Below are 13,116 nucleotides of genomic sequence, written 5' to 3' on the forward strand. Positions count from 1 at the left end.
AAGTTATACAAGTTACTTATCTTTTCTAAATTTACACAAAATTATTTACAGTATCTAAAATATGGAAATAATTGTGGAATAGCAAATAAATAATGCTTGGATTTTTTATAAGACTATAATTAGAAGGTAGGCAACTACATAAAGGAAAAAATAAAAAAATTTAACAAATGGAAAACATTGATATTAGCAATGATGTCAGTGTCTGCACCTCTTGTTACTCTCAGTGCAGTTCCTTTAGAGGAAAAACAAAAGATTAACGAGGAAATCGAAGAAGGTGAAGAACATGAAATTAAATAAGAAAATTGTATTATCAAGTACACTAACTGTTTTAATTGTTTTTGTATCTTTATTACTTATTTGAATTTTTACTTTCTTGAATGATGATATATTTAAATCAATTTATAAAAATAAAATGTTATTATGGGTAGAAATCTTTCTTTCATTATTAATGCCAATATTTGCAGGATTTAGTACATATGTATTAATTAAAGAAATAGGGAAATGAAATTTCGAAAGAAATAATGATACTAATGCAAACAATTTGTTTAAATTAGTAACATTTTTAGGAATAATAACCATTACTGTAATTATATCTGTGTGTGGTGTGTACAAAATAAGTGTACCTATGTATGAATATTCAATCGACTTTATGAATCCAGATAAATCTTATGAACCTGATATCCCAGATGTACTAACATATGTTTTTCTAATAATGTATTCAGCAAGCTTTATTTGTTTCTTATGTAGTAATAGAACAATACAATATGCCAATAATCTTTTAGATAATAAAAAAATTAAAGCAAGTTATATATTCTTCCATTTACTTGTATTAATAATTTCATTAGTTATGCTTTCAACGATTGGAATATTTAGTTTAGATGTAAAAATGAGTTCTTATGAAGCAGTTATAATGACTATAGCAATATTTTCTACTTTTGCAGGTGCATCACTATTTAATCTACTTAATTTATCACTAAACCATAAATTGGTTAAAAACAAGATTACGGATAGAATGAATATTCATTTCAAATATTTATTTGTAGGTATTTCTATATTAATTATTAGTGTGGTGGCTTTAGGTTATTTCTACTACACAACTCATATTTCGCTTGCCTTAATTTGAAATCACAACATAACATTGAGTGATGAAATAAAACCATTAATTGGATTTTATTTCTTAATAATGTTTACTTCTTTTGCTTCGAGCTGAATGTTATCGATTTATTCAAAGCTACGTTTTAAAAATGATCTTATCTATAATCAAAAATAATAAGTTAAATATATTTAAACCTATATCTTTAGCCTAGATATGGGTTTTTATATATTAATAAAACCTCAAATAATTTCTGAGTTTGTATAACTGAAATGACTTTTAAGACTACCAGCAAGCTATATTTAGAAAATATGGTTAAAAATTACTTGTACAAATTAGTGAATTAGTTTGAGTGCAAGTTAAATGATATTATCAAAGCCCATTAAGAAGAGTAAAACTTTTCTTAATAAAGATTGATTTTTGAAATGAAATTTCCTTATGGAAAGTTTAAATTCTGAAGATTCTTTACTAGTGTTGGCATGAGGTAATCTTCTTCTCTTTACCCTTATATTTAAGGCTTATAACTCTAGGAAATAGGTGAAAAATAAATTAATTGAAAAAATAAAATAAGTTAAAATATAACAGTATGCAAAATATAGTTAAATTATTTAGCGAAGGAATAACAAATGCTGCAACAACCACAGTAGCACCAGCGGGAATAGATATATCATATAAAGTTTTCTTATGATTATCAGTTGTATTCATTATTTCGTTAAGCCTTCCACAATTATTTAAACTTATCAAAGAAAAAAGAACAGGAAACGTAAGTTTCGTTTCTTTCTGAATTTTCCATGTTGGTATCTTATTATGAGTTATTTGAGGAGCAACAAATAAAATAAATATGTTAAATGTTATTGTTGCCGATGGAATAAGTTTATTCGTAAATGGATATATGACTATTCTTCTTTATAAACATAAAAAAGAATTTAGTGCAACTAAGAAAATGTGAGGATACATCGGAGTTTTAGCTACATACATTATAGGAACTGTGTTTATTGCTTTCTATATAGTAGACTATAATAAAGCTGATGGAACAACATATTTTAAAGTTTCAAAAGAAGCATCTACAGCTATGGGATTCATATTCCCAGCTGCCACAACATTAGCATTTACTCCACAATTAATCCACTCATTTAAAACAAATGAATGACAAGGTGTTACATACTGAATGTACGTTCTATATGTAATCAACAACATTGTATGAATTATTTGATGAGGATTAGGGTTATCTAAAGAAGCATATGGTGACAAGAACTACGGTTCATTAATCGCTGGATTATGTTGACAAATTGTATCATTAACATTATTTAGTATCCAACTTGGATTCACTCTTTATGATAAGCATTTATTAAGTAAAGGGGTTAATCGTTCACTTCAAGCTAAAGCAAATTAGTTTGATACAGTAATATTAAATCACTAGCAATAGTGATTTTTTATATAAAAAAGTCACTATTACTAGTGACTAATATTGATCCCCATTGATTTTGATGTAAGTCTTAAGAGATAATTCTTCACTGAATAATTCGTGAATAATTCTAAGACCTAACTCAGGAGCTGCAAATGCATTTTTACCTGTAATAATCTTACCATCACATGTTGTTTGTTCATCTGAACGATTAGCTCCACGAGTTGGAAGACTTCATTCTGATGGGTATGATGAATAATGTATGTGAGGTGGGAGGATTTTAGCTTCCATTAATACATTAGGTGCATCACAGATAGCAAATATGTATTTATTAGCTTCATAGAATTGTTTAACAACTGCTAGTGAAGTGGGATTATTTCTTAGTGTTTGGCAACCTCTACCACCTGGGATAAAGATTGCGTTGTAATCATTAATATTAAATTCGTGTTTGATATCATCAATGTGAGCAAATCCGAATTGACCTGTAGCTGAAGCAATTTCCGGAGCAAAGAATGTAACTGTTTCGATTACATCAGCAGCTTTAAGAACAGATAGTGTTGAAGTTAATTCAATATCATTGAATTTATCTTCAGTAATAACTAATAATTTTAATTTCATTATTTTTTACCTCTCTTAATTACACCTTTATAGATTAAATAGAATAATAATGCAAAAGGTAGTAAAACAACTATGATAAAGATAATAATGTATGCTTTAATTCAAGCTTTATTTTCGTTTTTAAGTTCTAAATTAACTGCGTTTTTGATAGTTGATGCATCAGCACCAAGAAATGTAGAAGCTTCCATATAACGCTTGCGATCGTACATAATCATTAGTACAAATAAGATAGAAATACCAATGATAACAGCTAAGTCAATATAAAGAAGAACATAAACATCACCAAAAGCATTATTTAAAATTTTTAGCCAGTCTAAATCCATGTTAAATTTAATGGTAGGATTGTTAACTTTAACAATTCAATGTCCATCTCATAGATTTAAAAGTAATAAGATTACCCCATTAAATAATAGGAAATAAGTCATGAAGAAAGCAAATATTCAAGATAATCTAAGTAATTTAAAACGAATTCCACGATATGAATCTGCGATAACTGTAACAGCTGCTAAATTACCATTTTTGTAGTTATCACGACACATTTGTTCAGTTCTTCTTCAAGATTTATTTTTGGTTAAAGCTTTAGTAAATAAACTTAGGCTAATTAAGAATAAGATACCAACTAGAACATACCAAGCAATACCTTGGTTTTTGTCTATTCTAGTATTGAGAAAGTAATTCGTTAATATCCCAGCTATAGAAATCAAGAATAATATAAACCAGAAAAGAAATTGCATTATAGTAATATGTTTTTCACGTTTAATTAGATTATAAACGGGAGTAGCAATAGTCTTTTGAGGATCTGGTGTTAATTTAGATTCCATTGTTGTCTCAAGAGTTTGAGGCACTTGAGTTGTGACTTGGTTTAAGTCATTGTTATTAGGTGATATATTCACATTCACTCCTAACTAATTTGTGCTACCGGCTAATTCTTTTGGTTCTGAATTTGATTCTGTAGGTTGTGGTTCTTCCTTATGATTTCCATTAGAATCAATTTTAAACTTAGATAAGTTATCAAATAAAGCTTTCATAACATCTTGAGTATTAATTGATTCTTTTACAACTGGAATTAAGTTAAAGATTTGAGCAGAAATATGTGTTAAGTTTTCTTGAGCTGATGGCGTTAATGAAGAAACTAAGTATTTTGCAACATTTAAATATTCCTTAGCTTTATCAGAAAGCCCTAAGTCCTTGTAATCTTTAACGTTATTAATTTCATCTACAATATATTTTGTAAGTTCTTTGTTTTGCTCTTCTTTAGATAATGAATTAAAGTTTGGATTTTCTTTTTCAAGTTTTTCTTTTGATTTTTCTATGTAATCGTTTAAACCAGAATCTTTAGATATAGTATCTGAATTTTCTTTTGAAACATAGTTTCAAGCAATGTCTTTAACCATATTTTGGAAATCAGTGTTATTTAATACAGCACTTGATTTATTTAAAGCTTCTACAATTTCGTGTAGTTGTTCTTTAGTTCATTCAGATTCAGGATTTTGCATTGCTGCAAATAATCTAGATCCTGTGTTAAACAAGTCAGCTATAGCAACTGTTCCAAGAGCAATACCTGAAACTGATGCTCCTTTACCAGCAGTCATAATTTTTACACCAACGTTTGTGGCATTAGCAGCAGATGTATTATTCATTGCTGTAGTAACTACGTTAGACATTAATAAGGTTCCAGGTAAAGTTAAAACAGCATTAGTAGTACCAAATAAAAATCTAGTTCAAATTCTATTTCCACGTTTACCTTTAGCTTTTCTTGCTTCTTTCTTCTTTTTACGTCTTTTAATAGTGCATAACTGAATAATAAATGTAATGAAGAAGAATAGACCTCTTATTGATCAATAGATTGGAATAGCTAATATAGTGATAAAGAAAGGAACTGCAGCCTTGGCTATGGTTTCAGTATCCTTGCTTTCACCATCGGAGGCAACTTTAGCAACAATTTCAGGAGTAGTGTTGTATAAAACAACACAAATAATCATTGTTAGGATAATACTTACAACTTTAAAGATAGATCATTTATAGTTAAATCAAAATCCAATTAAGAATGCTAATGCACATAGTCCTAGGATTATGTAAGGAAGGTATGGAGCTACTGAAGCCATTCCTTCTACTACAGGACTTAATTCATTAGATATGCTTGATAAAGGACCACTGTCGGCACTGGTCCCTTCACTAAAATATTGAAGCATTATAGATATTGAGCCTTAGGTAATTTTTTTCAAGGATCTTTTCTAGAGATTCTATCTATAAATAAGTGACCATCTAAATGATCTAATTCGTGTTGAAATACAATAGCTATGTAGCCTGATACTTCATAACGTAATCATTTTTTGTTGTAGTAACTATAAGCATCTACTACGACACGATCTGAACGATGAACAAAACCTTCTTGGTTAGGTCATGATTCATCAACTGATAAACAACCCTCTCCTTCTTCTAGGGCGATTTTTTTATTACTTTTTGCGACTACACGTGGATTAAATAAAACATCTTTAAATAAAACATTTCCTTTATCATCTTGCACAAAGACATAAAAAACATTTTTTAAGATTCCGTATTGTACTGCAGCAACTCCAACTCCTGGACGGAATTGTGTTCCTTCAGTTTGTGAATCATCAATGTGATATATCATTCTTTCTGCTAGATCAATATCCTCTTCTGTAAGGGGAATTGGTACGTCGTGTGATCTTTTTCTAAGCACAGGATCAGGTAACTGTACTATTTTAATATCGTATTTTTTATTCATATTTAAATTATAATATATATAAAAAATTACTATAATTAATATATTAATTATAGAAAGGTAGATATGCAAGGCAATTACAATATACTAGTTTTAAGTACTGTACTTATAAATATTGCATTTTTAGTAATGGGATATTTAATAGGTTCTTTAAATACTTCTATCTTATTTAGCAAGTTCTTAAACAAAGATGTAAGGTCGCAACACTCGCAAAATGCAGGTGCTACTAACGCTTCAAGGGTTTTTGGGGTAAAAGTTGGTGTTTTAATCTTGCTTATAGATGTTTTCAAAACAATTGCTACTGTAGGAATTGCAACAGGAATAGCTTATTGAGTTAATGCAGCTCCTCAAGTGCATTCAGCTACGGATGCAAGCCAACAAGCTTTTAAACAATATCAAGCTATTGTTGCAGTTCCGATGCTAGCAGGAATTGGGGTTGTTTTAGGTCATTGTTTCCCAGTATTCTTTAAATTTAAAGGTGGTAAAGGTGTAGCTTGCAGTATAGGGCTACTTATTAGCTATAACATAGTACTTTTACCTATAGCTGCAGTTATCTTCTTTACAATAATATTTTGAAAAAAATATGTATCTTTAGCAAGTATGGCAGCAGCTGTATTGATAATTCCATTTGTATTTGTACCTTGAATGTCTAATTCTATAATTGCTTGAGCTACGAACTTTAATTGATTAGAATGAACCAAGCACGTAGACTTAAAAGTTATTGCTAACGATCAAAAAGGATTTATTGATTACATAGCAAATACAGTAATAAATTACTATTCTATTTATAATGGATTTATTTATATAGGAGCTGTTGGATTAATTTTATATACACATAGAAGTAACATTCAACGCTTAATTAAAGGCGAAGAAAGAAAATGAAGTAAATCTAAAAAACAAACAAGCGATGCACAATAGTGCATTTTTGTTTTGCTTTTTGCAAATCCAATGGATAAGCCTATGATATAGGTATATAACACTATAATTTAGGAATGTTAAAGCATAAGAAAAACTAAGGTTACCCTTAGTTAATCTAAATATTATTTAACAATATTGTAGAATGCTTTGATTCCTTTGAATTCTGAAACAGAACCAAGTTCTTCTTCAATAGCTAATAAACGATTGTATTTAGCAATTCTATCTGTACGTGATAATGAACCTGTTTTAATTTGACCTGAGTTCATAGCTACAGCGATATCAGCGATTGATGTATCTTCTGTTTCCCCTGATCTATGTGAAACAACTGCAGTCATGTTTGCTTTTTGAGCCATTTGGATAGCGTCAAATGTTTCTGTAATTGAACCAATTTGGTTAATCTTAATTAAGATTGAGTTCATTGATTTTTCTTCAATAGCACGTTTTAAGATTGCTGTGTTTGTAACTGTTAAGTCATCTCCAACGATTTGTAATTTATCACCCATTTCAGCTGTGAATTTTTTGAATCCAGCTCAGTCACTTTCAGCAAATCCATCTTCGATTGAGATGATTGGATATTTAGCAACAAGTGATTTTAGGTATTCAGCCATTTCGTCTGATGTGTATGATAATTTAACATCTTCTAAGTGTTCAAATCCAGGTTGTTTAGATTCGATAGCAGCTTTTAATTTTTTGAATGTGTAAACACCATCTGCATATAATTCTGATGAAGCACAGTCCATAGCAATAGCTACAGCTTTTTCACCTTCTTTAGCAGGTGTATATCCAGCAGCTTTAATAGCTTCAACTAAAAAGTCTAAAGCTTCTTCATGTGATTTGAAGTTAGGAGCAAATCCACCTTCGTCACCTACTTGTACTCCGTGTCCATTTTTCTTAAGTAATTTAGCTAAGTTGTGGAATACGAAGTTAGCCATTTGTAATGCTTCTCTAAATGATTTTGCACCAACTGGCATAATCATGAATTCTTGGAAGTCGATTGTGTTAGAAGCGTGTTCTCCACCGTTAATAACGTTTAACATAGGAACTGGTAATTCGTGAGCGTTGAATCCACCTAAGTATTTGTATAGAGGAATTTGTAATTCGTTAGCAGCAGCTCTAGCAACAGCAAGAGAAACTCCTAAAATTGCGTTAGCACCAAATTTAGATTTGTTTTCTGTACCATCTAATTCAACCATTTTCATATCAATTTTACGTTGATCTGTAACTTCCATTCCTAAAATGTGAGGAACGATATCGTTGTTTACGTGGTTAACAGCTAACATAACACCTTTACCACCGAATCAGTTTCCTTCAAATTCTGATCCTTTATCTCTTAATTCTAGAGCTTCACGTGAACCTGTTGAAGCACCTGATGGAACTTTAGCGATTCCGTATCCACCAAATTCTGTGAATACTTCAACTTCAACAGTTGGGTTACCACGTGAGTCTAAAATTTCACGTGCATGAATTTTTGTAATTGCTGACATTTTGTCTCCTTTATTTATTTAAGATTTTGTTTTATTTGCAAATAATTAATCTTTTTAAAGATTAATAGTATTATAGCATTATTATAAAAGTGCGTATTTTATAAAAAACTAAAACAAATAATAAATTTTACTCGCTAGAATTATATTCATAGATATTTATAAAGGTGATCTAAAAATAAAATCTATTAATAAACTCAAGCATAATTTTCATATCTACTATTATTTATATTCATCTTTTCAATTGAAAGCATCATACACCATTGTAAAATGTGAATAAGGCCAGTTACTACATTTATTAACAATCCATTTGATTAAACGATTCTTTTCATCAAACATATCAGCTTTTAAATTGTATTTTTTGCAATAAGCATAAGCACGACAACGTCAAAAATTATTAATAAACACTGTTGAAGCTAACTGACTTACTCAAATTACATAAATAATTCCTCGAGCATTTTGATTCGAGATGAAATACCATATAGTAAATGAAATATTCATTATTAGAAATAACAATAAAACACTGATGGATAACCAAAAGAAAAAGTATATCTGAAGTTTAAATTTATGTTTGTTTAATAAAGATATATTTAAATCATTTTCACTAAAAGAATCTTGTTTTTTAAAATAAACTCATTTGTATATTCATCCTATAAATTTATTCGATGTATTATTTAAAAAATGTATTTTTTGATTTCTAAATTTTTTAGAAAACCTAATGTGGGTATTGATATCACTCTTTATACGATACATAAAATACAATATTTCAGTGATAAGAAGAAAAACGATGTTAATAATAAAAATAATATTTCTTATGTTTTGATTTTTATTTTCTCAACTATGGAATCAAATTCAAAATATGAAACCAAATTGCGTGGTAATTATTGCGATATATACGAAGCTTATGAAAATAAAATTAAATATTATTCAAGCATTTTCTCTTTTCATTTAATACCCCGATCCATAATCATCATTTTCGGTATTTCTTATTATTAAATCATTCACTTTTGAAACTAAATTATCTCTTTCAGTAGCAAATATATCTCTTATCTGAGTTAGCGATGAAAGTAAATCTAACTTTTTTTCATATGACATCTCATTTTCTTTTAGGAATAATAATAAGTCGTTTAAATTAAGCAAGATTGCATCGATTCTTTCGATATTTTCGTTATAAGTAGAAAAACTTTGTTCTTTATTTAAATCATGTGCATATTTTATCTTTAGAATAAGTAATACTCAATTTAATCAAATAGGGAATAAATTGACAATTTTTTCACTAGAGATACTTAAATTGTTTAATAATTTAAGCCTATCTTCTTCTGAAATTCTAAAAAAGTTATTCACAGCACTTGAATATAAAGTGTATGAGTTATTGCTGTTTTGTTCTTGATTCAAATTATGAGTATAAGATATCATATCTTGTCTCCCTTATTTATTAATATCTTTCGTCACAATAATCATCATCGTTATTATATCCAGATTGGATGACTATGGATTTTAGAGAAACAATTTATCAATAATGTATTTTTTTCATACTCTGAAAAATTATTGATAAATTGTTTCAGTTTTTCGATGAATTCTTTATTGAACTCAGTATTTTTTGAGATCATTGGATTTAGTGCATTAGTCGTATTAGAATTGCAATAACGACATATAAATAATTATTTTATCGTATCATTTCTAAACAAATATGTATTTTTATTATAAACCCATGATATGTTATTACTCAAAATAGATTGTTTTGTTCCGGAAATAATCTTTTTTATTTCAAATGTATCAATAAAATAAATAAACTGTATTTTGGATTTAAATAAAATTCTAAATAACCTTCCGAATGCTAATCTAGTGATAGATTCTATGCTTTTAAATGCCTATTATGAAATGCATGTGTATAAGAAAATCCATATAGTAATTTGTCGAATGATAAGTTTTTATGAATATTTAAATAACATTATAGGTAGTTAGTTTAGTATAAAAGAATTGAGCAATGTAATCGATTTGCTTGATAAATTAAAAAATAACTTAGTAGTAATTAAAACTATAAAACAAATAGAAAATATTTTCAATTAAAAAAAAGAATTTTGGGTGTACCTAGATATGTCGATGAATAAATTGGGTATCTCAGATGTTAAAATGTATAGATTTTACTATTGTGCAGATTCAAAAGATTTAACTTTAAAAATCTTTGGCTACATCATAAAATATATGACTATTATAAATAAACAGAAATCATTGCAGCTAGTCAAAGCTTTAGAATTTAAAAATGATCGATATTTCATTAATTTATATAAGTTATTAATTATATTATCTTCTTAATTTAAATGATGATTTAAAGGGTTTAACCCCTAGCTTCAATATTAATGTATTAAATATCAATAAATTATTGATTTTTAACTGTAGTAATATTAACTTGTAAGTTGAACAGTTAAATTACCACTTTTTTCTAAAAAAATACGTAATTTTTTAATACAAAAAAGTTAGATTTTATCTAAATAAAACATTAAATTTGAATTTTTTAAATATATTTAAACCTGATTTCTTTGTAAAACTTAATATCTAATCGATAAATAGATAAAAAGTTCATTATTTGCTAGTTTTTATAGTTTAAAATCAATTATTTAGTTTTTAATAATTAATTTATTCGTTTATTAAAAATGTATAAATCATTAGAAATAAATGCATTTGTTAAGCTAAAAGAACACCATGTGCAGTAATTTGAAGGGTAATTTAAAAATTTAAAAGTGGTAAAACAACTGTTCAATCTGAAAGTGGTAATTTAACTGTTCATTTCACAATAAATTATTGATTTTTAACTGTAGTAATATTAACTGAAAAGTAAAGTATAATTAAAATACTATTTTAAACGATATATTTAAGGAGAAAAAAATGAACAAACCAAGATTACAAGATGACTTTTATGAATATGTTAATTTTGAATGGTTAAGAGATACAGAAATTCCTGCAGATCGTGCATCAATTTCTTGCTTTGGTGAACTTGATATCAAAGTTGAAAAATTACTTAAAGGACTTACAGCAGATTGAGCAAGTGGTAAAAAGCCTCTACCATCAGACAAAATGATTCATGAATATGTAAAACTTTATCAAATGTTAATTAATGCTGAAAAAAGAGCTCAACTAGGTTGAGAACCTGCACGTAAGCATTTAGATAGAATTTTAGAGATCAAAAGCTTTAAAGAATTAGCAGATAATTATGCTGAATTTGATACTTCATATTCTTCATTACCATTACCACTTGGAATTGGCGAAGATTTTATTGATAACAAGAAATACATCTTATGATTAGAAGATCCAAGACTAATTTTAGGATCTAAAGAAACATATGGAAACCCTACTCAAAAAGAAAAATTAATTACAGCTTGAAAAGAAATGTCATTTGATTTATTAGTTTCATATGGTAAAAGTGCTGATGAAGCAAATAAACTTGTACAACAAGCTTTAGAATTTGATAATTTCCTTGTTGAATTTGTACTTTCAAACGAAGAAAAAGCAGATTACACCTCACTATATAATCTAAAAAATATTGAATGATATAAAGAAACTGTAAAAAGCTTTGATATTAAGAAAATTGCTGAATCATTAGTAAATAAAGAAGTTAAAGAAATTTCTTGCTCTAATCCAAGATTTGTAGAAAACATCGACAAAATATATTCAGAAGCAAACTTTGAAGCCTACAGAGCTTTATTATTTATCAAAAACTTATTAAGTGCAGCTAACTTTATGAGTGAAGAAATTAGACTTAAAGCTTCACACTTCAAAAATGTTTTATACTCAATTGCAAAGCCTCGTGAATTAGAATTATATGCCTATGACACAGCTACAAAATACTTCTCAATGCCACTTGGAATGTATTATGCTCATGAATATTTTGGAGAAAAAGCTAAAAAAGATGTTGAACACATGGTTGCAAGTATGATAGATGTTTATAAACAACGTCTTGAAGAAAATACTTGATTAACACAAGAAACAAAAGACAAAGCTATTTTAAAACTATCAAAATTAGGCGTTATGGTTGGGTATCCTGAAGAAATAAAACCTTACTATTCACAATTTATTACTAAAACATATGAAGAAGGATCAAATGTTTATGAAAACATCTTAAACTTTGATTCAATTATGTATAAATATGAAATGTCTCAATATTTAGAACATGTAAATCCGAAATATTGAGGTATGTCACCTGACGTAATTAATGCATACTTTAACCCATTTGGAAACCACATTGTGTTCCCAGCAGCTATTTTACAAGCTCCATATTATGATATCAATCAATCTTCATCAGCTAACTTTGGTGGAATTGGTGCAGTTATAGCTCACGAAATTTCTCACGCATTTGATAACAATGGATCACAATTTGATGAAAATGGTTCAATGGCAAACTGATGAACCGATCATGATAGAGCTAAATTTGCAGAAAAAACTCAAGCTGTTATCGATTTATACGACACACGTGTAACACCATACGGAAAAGTTAATGGTAAATTAACTGTATCAGAAAATATAGCTGATATTGGTGGAGTTGCTTGTGCATTAGAAGCTGCTCAAAAAGAAAAAGATTTTGATGCTAAGAAATTCTTCGAAAACTGAGTAAGAGTTTGAAGATTAAAATCTGGTGAAGGATATGCAAGAAGACTTCTAGAAACAGATGTTCATTCACCTGCAAAAGAAAGAGGAAATGTCTTAATGATGAATTTAGATCTTTTTGCTGATGCTTACGATATTAAAGAAACAGATAAAATGTATTTAGCTCCAGAAAAAAGAATTAAGATTTGATAATGATAATACCCGTCAGGGTATTTTCTTTATATTTTTGTCAAATTGAAAAAAAGGAACTAAA

At 28.1% G+C, this 13,116-nt stretch carries 10 protein-coding genes; 4 read left to right on the top strand and 6 right to left on the bottom strand.

Annotation, left to right across the window (positions count from 1 at the left end; all coding sequences use genetic code 4):
- Positions 1 to 283: 283 nt before the first annotated feature.
- Both ACX1M8_RS01945 and ACX1M8_RS01950 read left to right on the top strand, forming a co-directional pair.
- The gene (locus tag ACX1M8_RS01945; RefSeq protein WP_458836689.1) at positions 284 to 1,270 is read left to right on the top strand and encodes a hypothetical protein; all 987 of its coding nucleotides are present in this window, start codon (positions 284 to 286) and stop codon (positions 1,268 to 1,270) included.
- A 409-nt stretch (positions 1,271 to 1,679) separates the two neighbouring features.
- Positions 1,680 to 2,486, top strand: coding sequence for a PQ-loop domain-containing transporter (locus ACX1M8_RS01950; protein ID WP_458836690.1), 807 nt, complete (start codon positions 1,680 to 1,682; stop codon positions 2,484 to 2,486).
- A 69-nt stretch (positions 2,487 to 2,555) separates the two neighbouring features.
- On the opposite strand, the gene ACX1M8_RS01955 is transcribed toward ACX1M8_RS01950, so the two are convergent.
- From ACX1M8_RS01955 to def, 4 genes are read right to left on the bottom strand one after another with little or no spacing between them, the layout of a single operon-like run.
- The gene (locus ACX1M8_RS01955; RefSeq protein WP_458836691.1) at positions 2,556 to 3,116 is read right to left on the bottom strand and encodes a DJ-1/PfpI family protein; all 561 of its coding nucleotides are present in this window, start codon (positions 3,114 to 3,116) and stop codon (positions 2,556 to 2,558) included.
- Complete coding sequence (locus ACX1M8_RS01960; RefSeq protein WP_458836692.1) at positions 3,116 to 4,009, bottom strand: MSC_0882 family membrane protein; 894 nt, start codon at positions 4,007 to 4,009, stop codon at positions 3,116 to 3,118. Before ACX1M8_RS01960 ends, ACX1M8_RS01955 begins: the two co-directional genes overlap by 1 nt.
- A gap of 12 nt (positions 4,010 to 4,021) precedes the next feature.
- A complete protein-coding gene (locus ACX1M8_RS01965; RefSeq protein ID WP_458836693.1) occupies positions 4,022 to 5,308 on the bottom strand; it encodes a hypothetical protein in 1,287 nt (428 codons plus the stop codon).
- Entirely contained in the window at positions 5,308 to 5,865 is a 558-nt protein-coding gene (gene def / locus ACX1M8_RS01970) for a peptide deformylase (protein ID WP_458616456.1), read from the bottom strand. The genes ACX1M8_RS01965 and def overlap by 1 nt, the downstream gene beginning before the upstream one ends.
- 63 nt (positions 5,866 to 5,928) lie before the next feature.
- Here def and plsY point away from each other — a divergent pair, with 63 nt between their 5' ends.
- Positions 5,929 to 6,780, top strand: coding sequence for a glycerol-3-phosphate 1-O-acyltransferase PlsY (gene plsY, locus ACX1M8_RS01975; RefSeq protein ID WP_458834839.1), 852 nt, complete (start codon positions 5,929 to 5,931; stop codon positions 6,778 to 6,780).
- 122 nt (positions 6,781 to 6,902) lie between these two features.
- On the opposite strand, the gene eno is transcribed toward plsY, so the two are convergent.
- Complete coding sequence (gene eno / locus ACX1M8_RS01980; RefSeq protein ID WP_458616458.1) at positions 6,903 to 8,264, bottom strand: phosphopyruvate hydratase; 1,362 nt, start codon at positions 8,262 to 8,264, stop codon at positions 6,903 to 6,905.
- 945 nt (positions 8,265 to 9,209) lie between these two features.
- Positions 9,210 to 9,677 carry a hypothetical protein gene (locus tag ACX1M8_RS01985; protein WP_458836694.1) on the bottom strand — a complete coding sequence of 156 codons (468 nt, stop codon included), beginning with the start codon at positions 9,675 to 9,677 and terminating at the stop codon, positions 9,210 to 9,212.
- Between the two features lie 1,470 nt (positions 9,678 to 11,147).
- Between ACX1M8_RS01985 and ACX1M8_RS01990 the strand changes: the two genes are divergently transcribed.
- Complete coding sequence (locus tag ACX1M8_RS01990; RefSeq protein WP_458836695.1) at positions 11,148 to 13,055, top strand: M13-type metalloendopeptidase; 1,908 nt, start codon at positions 11,148 to 11,150, stop codon at positions 13,053 to 13,055.
- Positions 13,056 to 13,116: the final 61 nt, after the last annotated feature.

Source organism: Mycoplasma tracheobuteonis, assembly GCF_054456995.1.